The sequence below is a fragment of the Vibrio kasasachensis genome (genome assembly GCF_050337565.1).
Lineage (GTDB): Bacteria > Pseudomonadota > Gammaproteobacteria > Enterobacterales > Vibrionaceae > Vibrio > Vibrio kasasachensis.
Genome location: NZ_JAKJTB010000008.1, coordinates 1 through 19,835 on the forward strand (window position 1 = coordinate 1; position 19,835 = coordinate 19,835).

Here is a 19,835-nt window from a genome sequence, read left to right on the forward strand (position 1 = left end):
TAATAAGTGCTGCGAGGCATTGAGCTAACCTGTACTAATTGCCCGTGAGGCTTAACCATACAACACCCAAGGGGTTTTGTGGACTCAATGCAAGAACATTGAATGTGTAATAGAACTTTACTCTCTATTTTAGAGAAACCAGCTTTCCAGATTTTTTGCCTTCAGTTTTCAAAACTGAAAGTAAAGTAAGAATTTGCTTGGCGACCATAGCGTTGCGGACCCACCTGATTCCATGCCGAACTCAGAAGTGAAACGCAGTAGCGCCGATGGTAGTGTGGGGTCTCCCCATGTGAGAGTAGGACATCGCCAGGCTTGATTACTTGTTTTTAGATTTTAAAAAATCTAAAGGCAAAACTAGATAAAGCAATCTAACCATAAGACTTTATTTAGTAAGAGATACCGCTGCGGAGTGGTAGTTCAGTTGGTTAGAATACCGGCCTGTCACGCCGGGGGTCGCGGGTTCGAGTCCCGTCCACTCCGCCATCTATTCAGACAAAGTTAAGTCTTTAAAATACGACAGGGGTGTAGCTCCAATTGGCAGAGCAGCGGATTCCAAATCCGCGTGTTGGGAGTTCGAATCTCTCCACCCCTGCCATATACTGAGCCTCAGCAGAAATGCTGGGGCTTTTTTACATCTGTATTTTGTCGTTGTCTTGTGATTTAACAGAGCAGCGAATTGGTAGAGCAACTGATTCCCCTGATACGCAATAGCGCGTGTTGGGAGTTCGAATCATTCCACTAAGTCGATTAACACTTCGAAACACCTCTATATTCCACTCTGAAAATCCCCTGACATAGACTGAAGTTCTCTTGACAGTGATTGATTACCATATAGGCAGTCAATATGTGAGGTGCTCAATGAAATTCAATACAAAGCTGGTTCTATCATCACTTATATCGGTTTTTTTTCTCGCAGGATGTGTAACTCCAGGAGAAGATGATCCCAACGCGGCAACTAAACAAGGAGCGGTAGGGGGAGCTTTGCTGGGGTTAACGATGGGCGCTTTGACTGGCGAATCCGATTTGGCGGTAAAAGGCGCAATTGCTGGCGGAGTTGCCGGTGGAGTTGCTGGTGCAAGTCAGGATCTGCATAATAATCGAGGGAATATTCGCCATGATAGCCGTAATGATGCATTAACGAGTATAGATAGCGAGCAAGTTGTTGAGAAGAGCAGTAGTTGGCAACAACTAGAAAACTTTATTGGTGAGTGGAATGTTAGCATTCAGAACCATATTGTAACGATCGACCACAGTGAAATTATCGCTAAGGGATCACTCGCGTCACTTTCTAGTGCTGATATTAGTATTACCAATGAGCAGGGGCTTAAGCTAAAAGCATCATTTAGTTATGGCGAGGGGGCAGGGTATCAAATGCAAGTCGATAACCAAGCAAAAGGTGTTTCAATGGGCTTCGTTGGCGAAGCTGGTGAGAATAACAATAGAGTATCTTTCTACCCGACCAATATTAGTGATGTTATATATACGGATATTCCAACATCAGACGTGCGCTTGGAGTTAATCTTTATAGGTGATCAGGTTTGGTTACTCGACATTTATGCGCATATAGAAGGGAGAGAGCAGAAGTTGCAAACCTATCGATTTACTCGGATTAGTTAAAATGAAAAAGCCCCGCTCTATGAGCGAGGCTTTTATAATCAGCTGTGACGGCTGCTATTATTTAAGCATACCAGCATTACCGTTCTCACGGATGTGCTTAAGAATACCTTTTACACCACGTGCACTTGAAGCAACAACGTTACCTGATTTCATGTACTCAGTTCCGCCGGCAAAGTCTGTAACGATAGCACCAGCTTCACGAGCGATAAGCTCACCAGCTGCTATATCCCATGGTTTTAGACCAAGTTCGAAGTAACCATCAACACGACCAGCTGCTACATAACATAAGTCAAGAGCTGGAGAACCCGTGCGTCGGAAGTCAGCGCAGTCAACAAATAGAGCAGAAAGGATCTTAAAGTAAGATTCAGAGTGCTGTTTTTGTTTGTATGGGAAACCTGTTGCTAGAACAGTACCTTGCATGTCTTTTAGTTGTTTAACGCGAATACGTGCGTTATTTAGCTGAGCACCACCACCGCGTTGTGCAGTGAATAACTCGTTTTGCATTGGGTCGTATACACAAGCAACTTCGGTTTTGCCTCTAAAGCGAACTGCAATAGAAATACAGAAGTGTGGTAGACCTTTGATAAAGTTAGCGTTGCCATCCAGTGGGTCGATGATCCATTGTACTTCTTGATCTCTGCCATCGATAACGCCATTTTCTTCAGCGATGATGCAGTGGTCAGGATAAGAAGCTTTGATAGTGTCAATGATCAGTGCTTCTGCTTCTTTGTCTACGTTAGTAACAAAGTCGTACGTGCCTTTTTGAGTGATTTCGATCTTCTCAATATTTTCTTGTGATTTAGCAATATGATTGCCAGCTTTTCGTGCCGCACGAATAGCGATATTAAGCATTGGATGCATACAGGGTTTCCCAACGGATGTTAAAGAACAGAAAAACGCCGCGAAGTATAACAGAATACAACGCAAATGGAAGTGGTTAATTGTTGCACTATTGACAAGCATATATGAATCACTTTAACCATTTTTTTCTGCAATGTGATAATATCTCGCGACTTTATATCGGATAGGTAATTGCTCATGCTCAACAACGTCAAAGTTGTTCTTGTTGGTACATCTCATTCAGGAAATATTGGTTCAGCAGCCCGTGCCATGAAGGTAATGGGGTTGAGCAATATGGTATTAGTAGCGCCTGAGTGTGAAGTGGACGGTCAAGCAATTGCATTGGCTGCCGGAGCGAGTGATATCGCACTTAATGCTCAAGTAGTCGCAACCTTAGAAGAAGCCGTAAAAGATTGTTCTCTAGTTGTGGGTTCAAGTGCTCGTTCACGTACGCTTGATTGGCCAATGCTTGAACCGAGAGAATGCGGTGAAAAATGTGCCCATGAAGGACAAGAAAGCCAAGTCGCAATCGTATTTGGTCGTGAGCGTATTGGCCTTACTAATGATGAGCTGCAAGCTTGTCATTACCACGTATGCATACCAGCAAATCCAGAGTATAGCTCATTAAATTTGGCGATGGCTGTTCAGACGATAGCCTACGAAATTCGAGTCGCATTTTTGGATGCTCAAAAGCAACAGTTTGCGCCACAGGATGAACAAACTTATCCTCGTCACGAAGAGCTCGAAATGTTTTTCGAACACCTTGAAAAAGTCATGATTGATACCCAATTCATTTCTGCAGACCAACCAAATAAGGTGATGAGTAAGTTAAGACGCCTATTTAGCCGTGCTCGCCCAGAACTCCAAGAACTTAATACGTTGCGTGGTGTCTTGACCGCTGTAGAGAAGAAAATAGGCAGTCGCTAATCTATTACAGATTTAAGGGTTAAATACCTGACTATTTTACTCAAATAAATACTTGACCAATTTAGTCAGGTATGAAAAACTTCATACCATATGAACGATGTGGATATGGTGCGATATGAGACTTACATCTAAGGGAAGGTACGCGGTTACAGCTATGCTAGATGTGGCTTTACACTCACAGCAGAGCCCTGTGCCGTTAGCAGACATCTCAGAGCGACAAGGTATTTCGCTTTCTTACTTAGAGCAGTTGTTTTCTAAGCTACGCAAGGCTGGGTTAGTTTCTAGTGTTCGTGGTCCAGGCGGTGGTTATCGCTTGGGTGCTGATGCACACGCAATTGCAATAGGTACCGTTATTGCGGCTGTTGATGAGTCTGTAGATGCAACAAAATGTAGTGGCAAAGGAAATTGCCAAGGTGGAACTCGTTGCCTAACACACACATTGTGGCGCGATCTAAGCTCGCGTATTAGTGACTTCCTAAACAACATCACTCTTGGTGAGTTGATGAAAGATAACGAAGTGATAGAGATTTCAGACCGACAAGACATAGACCTTGCGGTGAACCATGGCCTCGCTAATCGCACTGCATTTGGTGCCGCCGTGGGATTAAATGTCCGCTCTTAAGCGGTCTGCAATGTTACATTGGAGTAAAGAATGAAACTGCCGATTTATCTTGATTATTCAGCAACTTGCCCAGTAGATCAGAGAGTGGCTGAAAAGATGGTTCAGTACATGACGATGGATGGTACGTTTGGTAACCCAGCGTCACGTTCGCATCGTTACGGTTGGCAAGCCGAAGAGGCCGTCGACAATGCTCGAGAGCAAATAGCTGACCTGTTAAATGCAGACCCACGTGAAATCGTATTTACTTCAGGTGCGACTGAGTCGGATAACCTTGCGATCAAGGGCGCTGCGCGTTTTTACGCAAAGAAAGGTAAGCATGTAATCACTTGTAAAACGGAACACAAAGCCGTTTTAGATCCATGCCGTCAACTTGAGCGTGAAGGCTTTGAAGTGACTTACCTTGAACCAGAATCAAACGGTATTATTGACCTTACTAAGCTTGAAGCAGCAATGCGTGAAGATACGGTACTGGTATCTATAATGCATGTGAACAACGAAATTGGCGTGATCCAAGATATTGCCGCTATCGGTGAGCTTTGCCGTGAACGTAAAGTTGTGTTCCATGTTGATGCAGCTCAATCCGCGGGCAAATTACCGATTGATGTTCAGCAGTTAAAAGTTGATCTGATTTCACTTTCAGCTCATAAAATTTATGGCCCAAAAGGTATTGGTGCATTATACGTTCGCCGTAAGCCTCGTATTCGTCTAGAAGCGCAAATGCACGGTGGCGGTCATGAGCGTGGCTTCCGTTCTGGTACGTTAGCTACTCACCAAATTGTTGGTATGGGTGAAGCTTTCCGTATCGCCAAAGATGATATGCAGAAAGATTATGATCACGCAATGAGTCTTCGTAATCGCTTGTTAAATGGCGTGAAGGATTTAGAAGCGGTAACGGTGAATGGCGATTTAGATCAGCGCGTGCCACACAACTTAAACATCAGTTTTGCATTTGTAGAAGGTGAGTCTTTGCTTATGTCTTTAAAAGACCTAGCAGTTTCATCGGGTAGTGCATGTACTTCTGCTAGCCTAGAGCCTTCTTATGTACTGCGAGCGCTTGGTCTAAATGACGAGTTAGCACACAGTTCGGTTCGATTCTCATTCGGTCGTTTCACGAAAGAAGAAGAAGTGGACTTCGCAATTGAGCAAATCCGCGTAGCGGTAATTAAGCTACGTGACATGTCTCCTCTATGGGATATGTACAAGGAAGGGGTTGATTTAAGCACAGTTGAGTGGGCACACCACTAAACGTTTAATTTTCCCTGTTGATGTGTAGAGGATTCGAGGTAAATAATTATGGCATATAGCGAAAAAGTAATTGATCATTATGAGAACCCACGTAACGTCGGTTCTTTCGATAAAGAAGATCCATCAGTAGGTAGCGGCATGGTTGGTGCTCCGGCTTGTGGTGATGTAATGAAACTTCAAATTAAAGTAACGCCAGAAGGTATTATCGAAGACGCGAAGTTTAAAACTTATGGCTGTGGTAGCGCGATTGCGTCTAGCTCACTGGTAACAGAGTGGGTTAAAGGTAAGTCGATTGATGAAGCTGCGGCAATTAAAAATGCTGAGATTGCAGAAGAACTAGAGCTACCTCCAGTTAAAGTTCACTGTTCTATCCTCGCAGAAGATGCAATCAAAGCAGCAGTTGCTGACTATAAGAAAAAACATCTGTAAAATCGAAATGAGACCGATGGGAGCCGTGCTCCCATTAGATTGGTATAACACAGTTCAGGGTGCAGTATGGCCATCACACTAACAGATTCAGCAGCAAGCCGTGTAGGTGCTTTCCTAGAAAATAGAGGGAAGGGAGTCGGTTTACGTCTCGGAGTTAAAACGACAGGCTGTTCTGGTATGGCTTATGTACTAGAGTTTGTTGACGAATTAAACGAAGATGATGAAGTGTTCAAACACAAAGGCGTTTCCGTAATTATTGATCCGAAAAGCCTAGCGTACCTAGACGGTACAGAGCTTGATTACGTTAAGCAGGGTTTGAATGAAGGTTTCGAATTTAACAACCCAAACGCGAAAAGCGAATGTGGCTGTGGTGAAAGCTTTAACGTTTAGTTCTTGTTCTCCTGCTTGAGATAAGGGTGGGAGAAACTTTATCAAGGGTCAGGTTTTTAATGAATCACTTTGAATTGTTTGGGCTACCAATTCAGTTTCAACTGGATGGTGGCCTTCTTTCTTCTCAATTCCGCGAACTACAAAAACGCTTTCATCCAGACAAATTTGCCTCCTCCTCCGAGCGCGATCGTTTAATGTCGGTTCAGAAAGCGGCACAAATCAATGATGCTTATCAAGTGCTTAAGCACCCTATTTCTCGTGCTGAATACCTACTATCAGAAAATGGCATAGAGATTCATGCCGAGCAGCAAACAATGCAAGATCCTATGTTCCTAATGGAGCAAATGGAACTGCGAGAAGAGCTTGAGGATATTCCCAGCTATTCAGATCCTGAGTTGGCTCTTTGTGAGTTTGATGCGAAAGTATCCAAAATGTATAAGCAGCACTTGGCATTGGTAGAAGAAGATCTCAATCAGGCTGAATGGGCGCAAGCTGCTGATTGCGTTCGTAAGCTTAAATTTATTGCCAAACTAAAAAATGAAATTGAGTTAGTTGAAGATAGACTACTCGGTTAACTCAAGCGCAAGGATTAACAATGGCATTACTTCAAATTGCAGAGCCGGGTGAGAGTTCGGCACCTCATGAACATAAACTCGCCGCTGGTATTGATTTAGGTACAACTAATTCATTAGTTGCTTCCGTTCGCAGCGGTAGTGTTACTCCGTTGGATGATGAGCAAGGGCGACGTATTCTTCCTTCTGTTGTTCATTATACGAGTGACGGCAAAAAAGTGGGGTATGAAGCATTAGAGCGCGCTGAGCTTGATCCTTCGAACACTATTATTTCCGTTAAGCGTCTGATTGGACGTTCATTAGAAGACATCAAACAACGCTACCCATCTTTGCCATACCAAATTAAAACGAGTGAGAATGGTTTACCTATTTTGCATACCTCGGCAGGCGATAAGAACCCGATTGAAGTATCTGCTGATATTCTAGGTACACTCAAATCTCGCGCGGAACAAACCCTAGGTGGTGAGTTAGCTGGTGTTGTTATAACTGTGCCTGCATATTTTGATGATGCTCAGCGTGCTGGAACTAAAGATGCAGCCAAACTTGCGGGTTTACACGTATTACGTTTGTTAAATGAACCTACTGCGGCGGCGATTGCCTATGGTTTAGATTCAGATCAAGAAGGCGTTATCGCAGTATATGATCTCGGCGGCGGTACGTTTGATATTTCAATTTTGCGCCTGTCTAAAGGGGTGTTTGAGGTATTAGCAACTGGCGGAGACTCAGCTCTAGGTGGTGATGATTTTGACCACCTGCTAGCGGATTTCTTACTAGAAAAATCGACGCTTGATACAGCTCTAACCGCAGAGCAACATCGTACGTTACTTAATGTCGCGCAAAAAACAAAACAAGCATTTTCTGAGCACAATAACGTTGAAGTTGATGTTCTAGGCTGGCAAGGAATAGTGACTCGAGAAGAATTCGAAGCACTGATTCGTCCGTTAGTAAAGAAAACACTAATGTCATGCCGTCGTGCGTTGAAAGACGCTGATGTTGAATTAGATGAAATCAACCAAGTTGTTATGGTGGGTGGCTCTACGCGAACCTTGCTGGTACGCGAAATGGTAGGTGACTTCTTTGAGCGCATGCCATTGACCGATATTAACCCAGATGAAGTGGTTGCGATTGGTGCTGGGATCCAAGCGGATATCTTGGTTGGCAATAAGCCTGACTCAGAGATGCTATTGTTGGATGTGATTCCTCTCTCCCTTGGTATTGAAACTATGGGTGGTTTGATCGAGAAAATTATTCCACGTAACACCACAATACCAGTCGCTCGAGCGCAAGAGTTTACCACTTTTAAAGATGGTCAAACGGCAATGAGTGTTCATATTGTGCAAGGTGAGCGTGAGTTGGTAGATGACTGCCGATCATTGGCGCGCTTTTCATTGAAAGGCATTCCACCAATGGCAGCGGGTGCAGCGCATGTTCGTGTGACCTACCAAGTTGATGCAGATGGTTTGCTCTCGGTCACTGCATTGGAAAAGAGTACTGGCATTCAATCTGAAATCCAGGTCAAACCATCGTATGGTTTGAGCGACGATGAAGTGGCTAATATGCTAAGAGATTCAATGACTTTCGCCAAGCAAGATATGCAGTCTAGAGCGTTGGCGGAACAACGTGTAGAAGCGGATCGTGTCATTGAAGGTTTGATTGCTGCGATGAAAATGGATGGTGATGAATTACTGTCAGAGCAAGAGAATCAAGTACTTCTAAAAGCAATTGAAACCCTGATTGGATTGCGTAATAGCGATGATGCTGATGCAATCGAGTTTGGAATTAAACAGACGGATAAAGCAAGCCAAGAGTTTGCGTCACGTCGTATGGATAAGTCGATTCGAGCTGCGTTGTCAGGTCAATCTGTCGATGATATTTAAGAGTAGAAGTTATGCCTAAAATTATCGTGTTACCTCATGAAGACCTATGCCCTGAAGGTGCAGTATTAGAAGCTCAACCAGGTGAAACTGTACTTGATGTCGCGCTAAAAAATGGCATTGGTATTGAACATGCGTGTGAGAAATCTTGCGCGTGCACCACTTGTCACGTGATTGTTCGTGAAGGTTTTGATTCTCTAAATGAGAGTGACGAATTAGAAGATGATATGCTCGATAAAGCATGGGGATTGGAACCTGAATCTCGTCTTGGTTGCCAAGCATGCGTTGCTAATGAAGATCTTGTTGTAGAGATCCCAAAATATACGCTTAACCACGCGTCAGAAGATCATTAATTTGCTTCTTATAGTTTAACGTACAGAGCCGTTAACTGCTTTTTAAGTTCTAATCTCATGCTCACAGAGCTTGAACTATGGTGCTGAGCTGTAAATCTAACTATCTTAAGTAATACTAACAATAGATTCTTTAAAGGAAGAAGAGCAATGAAATGGACTGATTCACGTGATATAGCGATTGAGCTTTGCGAAAAGTTTCCTGATATGGATCCAAAAACTGTTCGTTTTACCGATTTGCATCAATGGATTCTTGAGCTTGAAGATTTTGAAGATGAGCCCAATCACTCAAACGAAAAGATACTTGAAGCTGTCATTCTTTGTTGGATGGATGAGGCTGATTAACGCCTAGAAAACATCGTACAGTTAACAGTTTTTATTTAAATAAGCGGGCCTTTTGGCCCGTTTTTTTATCCAATTGACATTTTTAGCTAGCAAAATGCTAACATCACAGCGGTAGATAGCAGGCAATGCTAAAGATTCAGACAAGGAGAAATCATGTCTACAAAGATGTCGGTATTTTTAACCCAAGTTGAAGCTGCACCTGTTTGGGGTGAAAAGGCGATCGTCTCGTTTTCAGAACAGGGCGCGCATATCCATCAAGGTGAAGGACACGATCTTGGTGTCATTCAAAGAACCGCACGTAGATTCGTCACGCAAGGCATTAAGAATGCTGTGTTAGCTGGTGAAGGTTGGGATCTCGAAAGTGTTTGGGCTTTCCATCAAGGTTTCCGCGAGCCTAAAAACAGTACCGAGTTGAGTTGGTCACCTCTTGGAGAGGCGGATCAAACCGAACTTGAAGCGCGTATAAAAGCGACAGATTTCACTTGTGAGATCATCAATAAATCAGCTGAAGAAGTGGCTCCTCGCCAACTTGCTACTATGGCTGCAGAGTTTATTCGCTCAGTCGCACCGGAAGGCTCGGTTACGACTCGTATCGTTAAAGATAAAGACCTTATCACTGATGGTTGGGCTGGAATTTATGCGGTAGGGCGTGGTTCAGAGCGCACATCAGCAATGCTTCAGCTTGATTTTAACCCAACGGGTGATGAAAACGCGCCAGTGTATGCGTGTTTGGTTGGTAAGGGGATTACCTTTGATTCCGGCGGTTACAGCATTAAACCTTCTGATTTTATGACGGCAATGAAAGCCGACATGGGTGGTGCTGCTACCATTACCGGTGGCTTAGGCTTAGCTATCATGCGCGGTTTGAACAAGCGTGTTAAATTGATCCTTTGTTGTGCGGAGAATATGATTTCAGGTCGTGCTCTAAAGCTTGGCGATATCATTACTTACAAGAATGGTAAGACGGTAGAAATTATGAATACCGATGCCGAGGGGCGCCTAGTCCTTGCTGATGGTCTTTTGTATGCGAGCGAGCAAAACCCAGAACTAATTATTGATTGTGCTACGTTAACGGGTGCCGCTAAATTTGCATTGGGTAATGATTACCATGCATTAATGAGTTTTGATGAAGAATTGTCGCATCAAGCGCTAACGTCTGCACGCGAAGAGAAAGAAGGCTTGTGGCCTTTGCCTATCGCTGATTTCCACCGCGGAATGTTGCCATCACATTTTGCTGATCTCTCTAATATTGGCTCTGGCGACTTTAGTCCTGGCGCAAGCACCGCCGCTGCATTTCTGTCTTTCTTTGTGGATGATTATAAGAAAGGCTGGTTGCACTTTGACTGCGCTGGTACATATCGAAAATCACCAAGTGAAAAATTGTCAGCGGGTGCGACCGGTATGGGTGTACGAACTCTAGCTCGCATTTTAGTACAATAAAAACACAACAATCTTAGCAGCCGTTAGACTGCAATTTGATAATTAAAAAGAGAAGTAGAAGGAAACCTTATGGCTCTAGAAAGAACGTTTTCGATTGTTAAGCCTGATGCGGTAAAACGTAACTTAATTGGCGAAGTTTATAATCGTATTGAGAAAGCTGGTTTAAGTGTTATTGCGGCGAAGATGGTTCATCTTAACGAAGAACAAGCGAGTGGCTTCTATGCTGAGCATGAAGGAAAACCTTTTTTCCCAGCATTGAAGGAATTCATGACTTCAGGACCTATTATGGTTCAAGTGCTAGAAGGCGAAGATGCGATCTGCCGTTATCGTGAGCTTATGGGTAAGACCAACCCAGAAGAAGCGGCGTGCGGTACTATTCGTGCGGATTACGCACTTAGTTTGCGTTACAACTCAGTACACGGTTCTGATAGCCCGACATCGGCTGAACGAGAAATTGCCTTTTTCTTCCCTGAGTCAGAGATCTGCCCTCGATAATTATCGACAAGCTTATTAAGAAAAAGAGCCTCTAGTGAGGCTCTTTTTACATCTAAGTATTGGTTACAACATGTCTAGACTCTTCTCAATTGCGGCGAGAACTCGCTCGACATCTTGGTCATTGTTGTAGAGTGCAAAAGAAATGCGGACTGTTCCGCTAATGCCAAGGGCATCCATGAATGGATGCGCACAATGATGACCGGAACGAACAGCAATACCTTGCTGGTCGAGCAGCGTTGCAAGATCTTGATGATGAACACCATCGACAGTGAACGAAAGTACCGATGCCTCAGGTTGATAGCCGATCACATTAACATCTTCAAATTGGCAAAGTGCTTGGTAGGTTTTTTCAACCAAATGATGAATATGTGTCGCCACTTGGTCAGCATCAAACTGAGTGTACCAATCTATTGCTTTAGAAAGGGCAATAGCACCTGCAACATTAGGTGTACCAGCTTCAAACTTGCCTGGCAATTGGCTGTAAGTTGTACCAGAAAAGGAGACCTTTTCCACCATCTTGCCACCACCATGCCATGGAGGCATAGCTTCTAGCAAAGCAAGCTTGCCATATAGCACTCCAATACCTGCAGGGGCAAAAATCTTATGTCCTGAAAAAACCAAAAAGTCAGCATTCAGCGATTGAACATCGATTTTTTCATGCACAATACCTTGAGCTGCATCGATAACGACTACCGCTCCTTGGTTATGGGCAAGTTCAATCATACTTTCGATCGGTTGCCGTGTGCCAGTAACGTTAGTGGTGTGAGCTAAGGCGACAATTTTTGTTTTGTTATTCAAGTTCCGTTTAAAGGCGGTAAGATCGAGCTGGCATTCTGTTGTCATCGCTACTTTCACGATTTTTGCGCCAGTTTGCTCGGCCACAATTTGCCAAGGGACGATATTAGCGTGATGTTCCATTTCGCCGATGAGAATTTCATCACCGGCTTGGAGAGTGCTGCGAGCATAAGTTTGTGCGATCAGGTTGAGGGCTTCCGTTGCTCCTCGTGTCCAGACGATTTCTCTTTCGCTGCTTGCGTGAATAAACTTGGCAATGGAACAACGTGCGGCTTCGAATTGGTTGGTCGCGTGCGCCGTTAAACTGTGACTACCACGATGAACATTGGCGTTTTGCGCACTGTAGTATTGGCTGATCGCATTAATAACAATTTGTGGCTTTTGGGTGGTCGCAGCACTGTCCAAGTAAACTAAAGCTTGTTGGTTTACCTGCTGATTTAGGGCAGGAAATTGGCTTCGGATAGACGCAATATCTAACATTATGCCTTTCCTATCTCATGGTAATGGAGTGTTGGTATGGTCACCATCGGTTCAGCGACCGACCAAGCGTGTGCTTTGCCAGATAAATGAATAATGATTTCCATAGCAAATTCTAGAGCAGTGCCCGGACCTTGGCTGGTGAGCAGATTACTTGTTATATCGAATGTTACTCGTTTTACTCGCCAATTTTTTTGAGAGATGTGGCTTTCAAAGCTAGGGTGGCAAGTCATCAAGGCATCAGGATAAAGATTGTGGTGCGCAAGAACCAATGCAGGAGAAGCGCAAATCGCCGCAACGAGTTTGCCTTCATACATTTGTTGGCGAACAATTTCGACGAGTACAGGGCTATCACGAAAGACTTCAGCCCCACCCAACCCACCGGGTAGTATGATGGCGTCAAACTCGTCGTCAGCCACATCGACGATACGACAATCAGCTGTAAGCGTGATACCACGAGAGGCTTTCATGGTTAGTTGTCCCGAAAAGTCAGCGCTTGCCACGACGACATCATAGCCTGCACGTACCATGATATCGATAATGGTAACGGCTTCCATTTCTTCAGTGCCAGTGGCTATTGGAACGAGTACTTTCTTCTTCATAATTTACCAGCTTTGTTCGATTTTCTTAATCGCTTGGTAAAGCGATTGATTACTAGGTACATCAATATTGTGCGTTGCGGCTCGATCAAGAACATACCCCGTAATAAAGTCTATCTCGCTTTGGCGTTGATGAGCAATATCTTGCTCCATTGATGAGTAATTACTGCTAGTGGCGCTAATTACACGTTCGACTGTTTTCTGCAGGGAACAGATATCCATATCAACCTTTTCAGCCTGCATTACTAAGCTTACTTCTTTGATGATAGATTCTATCTGATGTTGGAATTTCTGCTCGACCAACGCACCATTGGGTATTTGGTGGATTGCTGTCAGCGGATTGATCGCACAGTTGATGGCGAGTTTATTCCACAACGCTTGGTTTATTTTGTCATGCCAAGTGACTTCAGCTAACGCATGATTAAATACATCGACTAGAAACTGGCATTGTTCACCTTGCGAATTGAACGCACCCAAGAGAGTTTGCCCTTTGCCTGTATGCCGCACTTGGCTTGGGGTCGGGCGATAGGCACCATGCGTGGTCGTTGCTAACAGCAGTGGGTTTTGTGGAAACAGTGCGTTGACACCTTCTGCTGTTCCCATTCCATTGTGCATTAGTACAATGATTGAGTCTCGATGAATGTGCTGAGCGATGGCAGTTAAAACCGTTTGCACGCTTGGTGCTTTTAGCGTGACGAGGATGACATCAGAGTGCTGCAGCGCTTGAGTATTATTGTTCAATAAGCTTTGCTGGGCGGTTTGATCTCGTTGAATCGTTAATTCAGCATCTGGCTGACGACTCCAGAGGTTAACTTGATGTCCAGCATCGGTTAAGTAACTTGCCCAGAGTGAACCTATCGCACCCGGACCAACAATCGCAATATTCATAGAGTTAACCAACTAACAACGTTGCCCAGAGGATAATGTGATAGCAGTGGAAAGCAAATAAAAAAGGCACCAAACGGTGCCTTTTACGCAATATACTAATCTCAATATAGGCTAATGAGTCAAATTAGAAGTTGTATTGTACACGGTAGATGATGATGTCTTGGTAATCACGACGTGCAAGTTTGTTCACTGTGTAGCGATAAAGGACACCGGTAGAGATGTTATCGGTTACGTTCCACATCGCATTAAGGCTACCGTTTAGACCCCAGCTTTCAGAATCAACACCTGATGCAAATTCAGTACTTTGTACGTCTGCATACTCATCATTACGCGCAAATTCTAATTCATTCCACGTTGAGAAGGTGAAGTTTTGACCTGCGATGTCGGTATTGTAGTAACCCACATAACCAGCCATACCGCCGTTGCTGCCACTGATACCGCCTTCAGTATTTACTTGGTGGAAACCGATAAACGGAGTGAAGCCCCAACCGTCGCCATTAAGACCGGTGTAACCAAGACCAACAACACGGTTTTGCTCGTGCAATACTGGGTTTTTGTCTTTGTCTGTGTTGTACACCTGTGCATAAAGACTTACGCCAGATTCAGTAAGATTGTAGTGGATAGTACCTTTTAGAGAGGCACCACGGTCATCACCCGCACGATCCACGCCTTCGTAATCGTAGAAACCATAAATTTGACCCCAATCAAAAACTGCACCGCCTTCGATACCGATTACAGCTTGGTCACGATCAGAGATTGTTTGACCAAAGTTAGAGTCATCGTTCCCGAGACCTTGTCCCCATTTTTGGTAATCTAGGTAGACACTACCAAATCCAAATAAGTATTCCGCTTGTGCAGGTACTGCTGCCACGGCTGCTACTACGCCAAGAGCTAAAAGTGATTTACGCATAGGTGAACTCTCTTCTTGTGTAAAATTTGATGCTTATAATTGTGTTGCACAACTGTTGCTGTGCTTGGTTTGCGCTGGGGATAATATTGATATTTGTCGCAACTTAAAGTGGTAAGTGTTGCAAAAATGCAAATATATTGAGATATAAATCACATTTGCGCATTAAAGCATCACCGAGTTAGCCAGCTTTCATTTTTTTTCATGATTTATGTTGTAGGTATCGATTACGCAAACGCTTAACAAAAAATAAAGTGTAGATCAAATAATCAACATAAAGCGTAAATGATCGATGCTTTGTAAGACTTCGTAAAAATTCTGGAGTTGAAAATATAGGGAGCATCATGTCTAAAATAATGCTTTTTTCTACTAGAGGCTTTGTCTGAGGGGGGAGATTTACTTAGTGGCATGCAAATTTTAGAAATGTCTCTTTTGACTTGTTTGGTAAAAATTTAGTATCCACAATCAAGGTCGCTTGCGCGACCTTGATTGTATTAGATATACCGGTATTCGTTATTCAAGATGTCGTGTTAACTTTGCTCTTTACTAGCTCGATTAAGCATGTCGGTAAAGTAGTGGCGTAGAGAATACAGCATGATCAAACTTGGAATGACCATGAAGGCAGTTAGGACAAAGAACATCGACCAATCATCTAAGAAATCGACCAGTTCGCCGCTAAAGGAGGCTAGGGTCGTTCGCCCCAAATTACCTAATGAGGCTAGAAGTGCATATTGGGTAGCAGAGAAGGCTTGCCCTGTGACCATGGTTAGGAATGAAACAAAAGCGACAGTGGAGAATGCCGAGGTAAAGTTATCAACCACTAAGGTCGCGAGAAATAAGGTTTCATTTGGTCCAACTTTGGCAATCCAAGCAAACATCAAGTTACTTGCAGCCATCGCAGTACCGCCAATCATAAGTCCGCGCACGATACCAAATTTAACGTTGACCATACTACCAAGCAAAGTGAACAGAATGGTTAGCCCCCATCCAATTAGTTTGGAGTAATATCCAATTTGCTCGTTACTAAAGCCGATATCTTTATAGAAAGGAATCGACATTCGTCCTAAGAACGCTTCGCCTATCTTAAATAGGAACACAAATAGCAGCAAAGTCAGTGCAACCTTGAAACCACTGCGTTTAAAGAAATCTATGAAAGGTTCTAAAACTGTCACGGTTAACCAAGCAATGACTCGATTACCTACCACCTGATTATGGCGTTGTTCGGCTTTTTCTTGTAGGGCTTCTCTTTGTGTTTTAGGTTCGCCAACGAGCAAAGTGAACAGCATCAATAAACCGACAATAGCGGTCATTCCATAGTAAACGCCGTTCCAACCAATACTGTCTGCGTTGACAAAGGCGAGATAGCCCGGCAACGAGTATCCTGTCCACCAACCAATCACGGCCATAGCGGAGGCTTGCGGAAGCTTGGATGAATCAGATTTCGGGAAGGTATCGATACGGTAAGCATCAATGGCAATATCTTGTGTTGATGATGCTATTGCGATGCACAGTGCCAGCATAGAAGTGAGCATTAAGCTTTTTGCTGGGTCAACGCCCGCAATAACAAATGTACACACTAACACGATAGACTGGCACAGGAATATCCAACTACGTCGCTGTCCTAAATAATGGTTCAGTAGCGGTAACTTAACGCGGTCAACTAAAGGTGCCCACAGAAAATTAATGGCATAAACAGCAAAGACACTGCCAAAATAGCCTATTGCAGAACGAGTTAAACCAGCATCTTTCAACCAACCAGACATGTTGGAGCCGATCAGGACCCAGGGAAACCCGCTAGAACAGCCGAGCATAAAAACCCATAGCAAGCGTTTATCAAGGTAACTGCGTGCTGTTTCTACCCATGATAGAGAAGCGTTCGCCATAACGAGTCCTTGTGTGTTTCTTTAGCGGTTAATGGGAGCACGAAGTAAAAAGGCTCTCAGTATGATGAGAGCCAATTAGGTTAATCGATTAAGGTGACTTTCTCGATAACTATCGGTTCGACTGGGACATCGCGGTAACGAGCAACAGAATGTGTTGGCTTTTTAGCCATCTCGCGAACAACATCAAAACCTTGTACTACCTCACCAAATACAGTGTAGCCAGGAGATTGAGATGCAAAGTTTAAGAAGTCGTTGTCTGCTAAGTTAATAAAAAACTGACGCGTTGCCGAATGGGGATCATTGGTGCGTGCCATTGCAATGGTTGCTGTCATGTTTTTTAAACCATTGCTTGCTTCATTTTTTATTGGCGCATATGTAGCAGCACGGTTCATGCTTGCGTCAAAACCACCGCCTTGAGCCATGAATCCAGGTATCACACGATGGAATTGTGTGCCTTTATAGCTGTTATCTTTCACATATTTTAGAAAGTTTGCAACGGTAATTGGTGCTTGTTGCTCATTGAGTTCAATAACAAATGAACCCAAATTGGTTTCCATTTCAACTTTCGGTCCGGCGAAAGCAATGCTAGAAACTAGGGCAGCGCACGCAATAGCGTATTTCCACATTAGAAGCGCTCCTGCATGTAGCTTTGCAGTTCGCGGTCGTTAGCAATTTCACGCAGTACTAGGTTTGCTACGTCATTCAGAACAAGTTCAATTTCATGGTTTGAAGCACTAAGTGCACCATTGCGTTCAGCTGTACCTGTGTAGACTTTTACCAGTTTGCCTTGGGGTGTTTCTGTTGTGAGCTCAATGACTACCTTAGCATTCATCTCATTTTCCATTACAGAGTGTTTAATGGAAACTAACAGTTCTTGCACTTCTAGTACGATCGAGTTTTCGCTGTTCACTGAACTGCGGAACCCTTGCGATTGAAACTGCTCTAGTAATGCATTTTCAAGCGTAATACGTACATTTTGCTTAGAATGGATTGGTTCGATGTTTGAACGACCGCTGTCGACAAGAGCGATATATTGAGCCGAACGTACATCTTTACTGGTTAGCGAGAATGTACTGCCATTGACGATGTTGCTATTGCTTAACTCTGCACGTGGTGAGAAGTTAAGTTGTTCTTGCTGAGGCGCAGAACAAGCAGTTAGTAATGCTATTGATGCGGCTAGAACCAGTTTTCTCATTGTCATTTCCTTTTCTAATTTGCTGAAAGGCTTAAGTTTAAATGGATAATAGATGACTACTTAGTTGCTTGTAAAATCACAAATTTTTTATTTGCAGCGACTAAGGTGACATTTGACTTACCAAAGAGACGCTTAAGCTTCACATCGTATCCGAGGTGGCGATTGCCGATAACAAATAATTGCCCACCGTTGTCTAGAACATGCTTTGCATCACAGAACATTTGCCATGCGATATGGTCTGTGACGGTTTGTTGCTGGTGGAACGGAGGATTGCATATGACTAAATCATAATCACCACTGTTAAAGCCATCTAAACAGTTGTTGGCGATGAATTCAAAATCTCTATCAGCCTCCAGATTGCCGAGTAAATTTTGCTTGGCAGATTCTACTGCCATAAAACTCTCATCCACGCAGGTAATCGCCATGGTTGGATTGAGCTGTGCCAATTTGACCGACAGTACACCGTTACCACAACCTAGGTCGATCGCTTTGGAATGTTTGTCACCATTTGGAAGGTGTTCAAGCATAAATCGCGCGCCTTGGTCTAAACCGTCTCCGGAATATACGTTCGCTAGGTTCTTTAGCGTTATCTTGTGTTCATCCACCGTCCATTCGCTAAATTGCTCAATCTCTGTGGGCTGATTAGTGTTGGCAAAACTAAAGACTAACCGGTGCTTCTTCCAAGCCAATGAAGTGTTTGTTTGACCCAAATGTTTTTCAAACAACTTTAGGGTGGAAGAATGGATGTCTTTCGCTTTGTTAACCGCGATCACAGGAATATCGGCTGATAGCGACTTACGTAGTTGTGTCAATTGCCAAACCAAGTAACGATTATTACGTGGAATTTGCATCACAACTAAATCAACATTGTTAGGTAGCGCATCCAAGCTGGTGGCGAAAGTCACGGGGTTGCAATGATTGCGTTGTAAATTTTGCTGTGTAGCCTGCTGAGCAATATAAGAATCATTCACCGTAGTTACATGGTGTTTCTCTGAAAACCAACAAGAGAGAGCGCCAAAATTATCATTGAGAACAAGAATGTTTTGTTGTTCAGGCAATCGGAATTCTTCAACATGGCTAATTAAGTACTCATCGCCAGCGTCCCATGCTTGCAAGGTTTCGTTGTTTCGAACGGGATAGCGTAAGAGAGTTAAGGTTCGGTCGAAGAGGGTGAGCTCAGATTTCATAAATGGAACGCTTGCTGTTTTGATTAAGTGAAATTGTCGCAGATGACGGCTAAAGTGAAAACTAAAACCTTTAGATTTAATGGTGAGAATACTATCATACCCAAGTGACCTTTGAATCCTGCATCTTGAAGTCACTTGGGTATATACGTTGATAATAATCAGTAATGTAGTTAATAGTGCGCGGTGAAATACAATGATTGAAGAGACGATACAGACCAAATTACACCTACAACTCTCGCCAGTACATCTAGATGTTATCAATGAGAGCTTTAAGCATAATGTGGCTCCAGGTTCAGAAAGCCACTTTAAAGTGATAGTGGTGAGCGAACAATTTAAAGGGCTACGTTTGTTGGCAAGGCATCGCATGATCAATCAAGCATTGGCAGATGAATTAGCCCATCATATACATGCTTTAGCTATTCATACGTACACACCAGAAGAGTGGAGTGAACAACAAAAAGCTCCGCTTAGCCCCATGTGTTTGGGTGGTAAAAAATAGAGCAATTAAAAGCAACGAAAGCTGTTTTTTATGGCCCCTTCAAATACACCTGTTAACAATGTGGATACAAAAATAGAATTGCTACAAATTAACAAAATTTGTTTCATTATGTTAATTATCAATAGTAAAGAAGGTGGTTCGGCTCTTTTAAGGATGTGCTACAGGTCAAAATTATGACTATTCTTTAACCTTTTAAACTCAAATCCTAACAATTAATCGCACTATACACACCATTGGTCATGGCATCATATTCCAAATT

The 19,835-nt window shown here is 43.4% G+C and carries 22 protein-coding genes, 2 tRNA genes and 1 rRNA gene; 16 read left to right on the plus strand and 9 right to left on the minus strand.

Annotation, left to right across the window (positions count from 1 at the left end):
• The first annotated feature begins 196 nt into the window (after positions 1–196).
• The 4 genes from rrf to L4C38_RS00290 all read left to right on the plus strand — a co-directional run bounded on the left by rrf (position 197) and on the right by L4C38_RS00290 (position 1,617).
• Positions 197–312: ribosomal RNA gene (gene rrf / locus L4C38_RS00275) — 5S ribosomal RNA — on the plus strand.
• Positions 313–406: 94 nt separating this feature from the next.
• Positions 407–483, plus strand: a tRNA-Asp gene (locus tag L4C38_RS00280).
• Positions 484–518: 35 nt separating this feature from the next.
• Positions 519–595, plus strand: a tRNA-Trp gene (locus L4C38_RS00285).
• 263 nt (positions 596–858) lie between these two features.
• Complete coding sequence (locus tag L4C38_RS00290) at positions 859–1,617, plus strand: YMGG-like glycine zipper-containing protein (RefSeq protein ID WP_428795535.1); 759 nt, start codon at positions 859–861, stop codon at positions 1,615–1,617.
• Between the two features lie 57 nt (positions 1,618–1,674).
• Here L4C38_RS00290 and suhB read toward each other — a convergent pair whose 3' ends face one another.
• Complete coding sequence (suhB, locus tag L4C38_RS00295) at positions 1,675–2,478, minus strand: inositol-1-monophosphatase (RefSeq protein WP_428795536.1); 804 nt, start codon at positions 2,476–2,478, stop codon at positions 1,675–1,677.
• Between the two features lie 177 nt (positions 2,479–2,655).
• Between suhB and trmJ the strand changes: the two genes are divergently transcribed.
• From trmJ to ndk, 11 genes are all read left to right on the plus strand, one after another.
• A complete protein-coding gene (gene trmJ / locus L4C38_RS00300) occupies positions 2,656–3,384 on the plus strand; it encodes a tRNA (cytosine(32)/uridine(32)-2'-O)-methyltransferase TrmJ (RefSeq protein ID WP_428795537.1) in 729 nt (242 codons plus the stop codon).
• A 115-nt stretch (positions 3,385–3,499) separates the two neighbouring features.
• Positions 3,500–4,006 carry a Fe-S cluster assembly transcriptional regulator IscR gene (iscR, locus tag L4C38_RS00305; RefSeq protein ID WP_428795538.1) on the plus strand — a complete coding sequence of 169 codons (507 nt, stop codon included), beginning with the start codon at positions 3,500–3,502 and terminating at the stop codon, positions 4,004–4,006.
• Positions 4,007–4,036: 30 nt separating this feature from the next.
• On the plus strand, positions 4,037–5,251 hold the full coding sequence (locus tag L4C38_RS00310; protein ID WP_428795539.1) for an IscS subfamily cysteine desulfurase: 1,215 nt from the start codon (positions 4,037–4,039) through the stop codon (positions 5,249–5,251).
• Positions 5,252–5,299: 48 nt separating this feature from the next.
• A complete protein-coding gene (gene iscU / locus L4C38_RS00315) occupies positions 5,300–5,680 on the plus strand; it encodes a Fe-S cluster assembly scaffold IscU (RefSeq protein ID WP_428795540.1) in 381 nt (126 codons plus the stop codon).
• Between the two features lie 66 nt (positions 5,681–5,746).
• Positions 5,747–6,070 (plus strand): iron-sulfur cluster assembly protein IscA, encoded by a 324-nt coding sequence (gene iscA / locus L4C38_RS00320; RefSeq protein WP_428795541.1) that lies wholly within the window; start codon positions 5,747–5,749, stop codon positions 6,068–6,070.
• Positions 6,071–6,129: 59 nt separating this feature from the next.
• Positions 6,130–6,645 (plus strand): co-chaperone HscB, encoded by a 516-nt coding sequence (hscB, locus tag L4C38_RS00325; protein WP_428795542.1) that lies wholly within the window; start codon positions 6,130–6,132, stop codon positions 6,643–6,645.
• Between the two features lie 20 nt (positions 6,646–6,665).
• Positions 6,666–8,519 (plus strand): Fe-S protein assembly chaperone HscA, encoded by a 1,854-nt coding sequence (gene hscA, locus L4C38_RS00330; protein ID WP_428795543.1) that lies wholly within the window; start codon positions 6,666–6,668, stop codon positions 8,517–8,519.
• An 11-nt stretch (positions 8,520–8,530) separates the two neighbouring features.
• Entirely contained in the window at positions 8,531–8,869 is a 339-nt protein-coding gene (gene fdx, locus L4C38_RS00335; protein ID WP_182109322.1) for an ISC system 2Fe-2S type ferredoxin, read from the plus strand.
• A 147-nt stretch (positions 8,870–9,016) separates the two neighbouring features.
• Entirely contained in the window at positions 9,017–9,211 is a 195-nt protein-coding gene (iscX, locus tag L4C38_RS00340; RefSeq protein WP_428795544.1) for a Fe-S cluster assembly protein IscX, read from the plus strand.
• 153 nt (positions 9,212–9,364) lie between these two features.
• Positions 9,365–10,651, plus strand: a complete 1,287-nt coding sequence (gene pepB / locus L4C38_RS00345; protein ID WP_428795545.1) for an aminopeptidase PepB — start codon at positions 9,365–9,367, stop codon at positions 10,649–10,651.
• Positions 10,652–10,720: 69 nt separating this feature from the next.
• Entirely contained in the window at positions 10,721–11,146 is a 426-nt protein-coding gene (gene ndk, locus L4C38_RS00350; RefSeq protein ID WP_428795546.1) for a nucleoside-diphosphate kinase, read from the plus strand.
• Between the two features lie 63 nt (positions 11,147–11,209).
• Here ndk and csdA read toward each other — a convergent pair whose 3' ends face one another.
• From csdA to L4C38_RS00390, 8 genes are all read right to left on the minus strand, one after another.
• Positions 11,210–12,421: a cysteine desulfurase CsdA gene (csdA, locus tag L4C38_RS00355; RefSeq protein ID WP_428795547.1), complete on the minus strand. Its 1,212-nt coding sequence runs from the start codon at positions 12,419–12,421 to the stop codon at positions 11,210–11,212.
• The gene (locus L4C38_RS00360) at positions 12,421–13,020 is read right to left on the minus strand and encodes a DJ-1 family glyoxalase III (protein WP_428795548.1); all 600 of its coding nucleotides are present in this window, start codon (positions 13,018–13,020) and stop codon (positions 12,421–12,423) included. The genes csdA and L4C38_RS00360 overlap by 1 nt, the downstream gene beginning before the upstream one ends.
• A 3-nt stretch (positions 13,021–13,023) precedes the next feature.
• Positions 13,024–13,905 carry a 2-dehydropantoate 2-reductase gene (panE, locus tag L4C38_RS00365; RefSeq protein ID WP_428795549.1) on the minus strand — a complete coding sequence of 294 codons (882 nt, stop codon included), beginning with the start codon at positions 13,903–13,905 and terminating at the stop codon, positions 13,024–13,026.
• Positions 13,906–14,029: 124 nt separating this feature from the next.
• Positions 14,030–14,815 carry an outer membrane protein OmpK gene (locus L4C38_RS00370; RefSeq protein ID WP_428795550.1) on the minus strand — a complete coding sequence of 262 codons (786 nt, stop codon included), beginning with the start codon at positions 14,813–14,815 and terminating at the stop codon, positions 14,030–14,032.
• Positions 14,816–15,342: 527 nt separating this feature from the next.
• A complete protein-coding gene (locus L4C38_RS00375; protein ID WP_428795551.1) occupies positions 15,343–16,695 on the minus strand; it encodes an AmpG family muropeptide MFS transporter in 1,353 nt (450 codons plus the stop codon).
• Between the two features lie 80 nt (positions 16,696–16,775).
• Positions 16,776–17,321, minus strand: coding sequence for a peptidylprolyl isomerase (locus L4C38_RS00380; RefSeq protein ID WP_428795552.1), 546 nt, complete (start codon positions 17,319–17,321; stop codon positions 16,776–16,778).
• Positions 17,321–17,890, minus strand: coding sequence for a YajG family lipoprotein (locus tag L4C38_RS00385; RefSeq protein WP_428795553.1), 570 nt, complete (start codon positions 17,888–17,890; stop codon positions 17,321–17,323). Before L4C38_RS00385 ends, L4C38_RS00380 begins: the two co-directional genes overlap by 1 nt.
• 56 nt (positions 17,891–17,946) lie before the next feature.
• Complete coding sequence (locus L4C38_RS00390) at positions 17,947–19,077, minus strand: methyltransferase (protein WP_428795554.1); 1,131 nt, start codon at positions 19,075–19,077, stop codon at positions 17,947–17,949.
• Positions 19,078–19,270: 193 nt separating this feature from the next.
• On the opposite strand from L4C38_RS00390, the gene L4C38_RS00395 reads away from it, so the two are divergent.
• Complete coding sequence (locus tag L4C38_RS00395) at positions 19,271–19,576, plus strand: BolA family protein (protein WP_428795555.1); 306 nt, start codon at positions 19,271–19,273, stop codon at positions 19,574–19,576.
• Positions 19,577–19,835 lie beyond the last annotated feature (259 nt).

Bases quoted from the DNA above. Each gene is read 5' to 3' on its own strand.
- iscU (WP_428795540.1), top strand. From the start codon at position 5,300: ATGGCATATAGCGAAAAAGTAATTGATCATTATGAGAACCCACGTAAC.
- iscX (WP_428795544.1), top strand. From the start codon at position 9,017: ATGAAATGGACTGATTCACGTGATATAGCGATTGAGCTTTGCGAAAAG.
- hscA (WP_428795543.1), top strand. From the start codon at position 6,666: ATGGCATTACTTCAAATTGCAGAGCCGGGTGAGAGTTCGGCACCTCAT.
- L4C38_RS00360 (WP_428795548.1), bottom strand. From the start codon at position 13,020: ATGAAGAAGAAAGTACTCGTTCCAATAGCCACTGGCACTGAAGAAATG.
- fdx (WP_182109322.1), top strand. From the start codon at position 8,531: ATGCCTAAAATTATCGTGTTACCTCATGAAGACCTATGCCCTGAAGGT.
- pepB (WP_428795545.1), top strand. From the start codon at position 9,365: ATGTCTACAAAGATGTCGGTATTTTTAACCCAAGTTGAAGCTGCACCT.
- L4C38_RS00290 (WP_428795535.1), top strand. From the start codon at position 859: ATGAAATTCAATACAAAGCTGGTTCTATCATCACTTATATCGGTTTTT.
- L4C38_RS00385 (WP_428795553.1), bottom strand. From the start codon at position 17,890: ATGAGAAAACTGGTTCTAGCCGCATCAATAGCATTACTAACTGCTTGT.
- ndk (WP_428795546.1), top strand. From the start codon at position 10,721: ATGGCTCTAGAAAGAACGTTTTCGATTGTTAAGCCTGATGCGGTAAAA.
- L4C38_RS00390 (WP_428795554.1), bottom strand. From the start codon at position 19,077: ATGAAATCTGAGCTCACCCTCTTCGACCGAACCTTAACTCTCTTACGC.
- L4C38_RS00370 (WP_428795550.1), bottom strand. From the start codon at position 14,815: ATGCGTAAATCACTTTTAGCTCTTGGCGTAGTAGCAGCCGTGGCAGCA.
- L4C38_RS00375 (WP_428795551.1), bottom strand. From the start codon at position 16,695: ATGGCGAACGCTTCTCTATCATGGGTAGAAACAGCACGCAGTTACCTT.
- suhB (WP_428795536.1), bottom strand. From the start codon at position 2,478: ATGCATCCAATGCTTAATATCGCTATTCGTGCGGCACGAAAAGCTGGC.
- panE (WP_428795549.1), bottom strand. From the start codon at position 13,905: ATGAATATTGCGATTGTTGGTCCGGGTGCGATAGGTTCACTCTGGGCA.
- iscR (WP_428795538.1), top strand. From the start codon at position 3,500: ATGAGACTTACATCTAAGGGAAGGTACGCGGTTACAGCTATGCTAGAT.
- L4C38_RS00395 (WP_428795555.1), top strand. From the start codon at position 19,271: ATGATTGAAGAGACGATACAGACCAAATTACACCTACAACTCTCGCCA.
- iscA (WP_428795541.1), top strand. From the start codon at position 5,747: ATGGCCATCACACTAACAGATTCAGCAGCAAGCCGTGTAGGTGCTTTC.
- trmJ (WP_428795537.1), top strand. From the start codon at position 2,656: ATGCTCAACAACGTCAAAGTTGTTCTTGTTGGTACATCTCATTCAGGA.
- csdA (WP_428795547.1), bottom strand. From the start codon at position 12,421: ATGTTAGATATTGCGTCTATCCGAAGCCAATTTCCTGCCCTAAATCAG.
- L4C38_RS00380 (WP_428795552.1), bottom strand. From the start codon at position 17,321: ATGTGGAAATACGCTATTGCGTGCGCTGCCCTAGTTTCTAGCATTGCT.
- hscB (WP_428795542.1), top strand. From the start codon at position 6,130: ATGAATCACTTTGAATTGTTTGGGCTACCAATTCAGTTTCAACTGGAT.
- L4C38_RS00310 (WP_428795539.1), top strand. From the start codon at position 4,037: ATGAAACTGCCGATTTATCTTGATTATTCAGCAACTTGCCCAGTAGAT.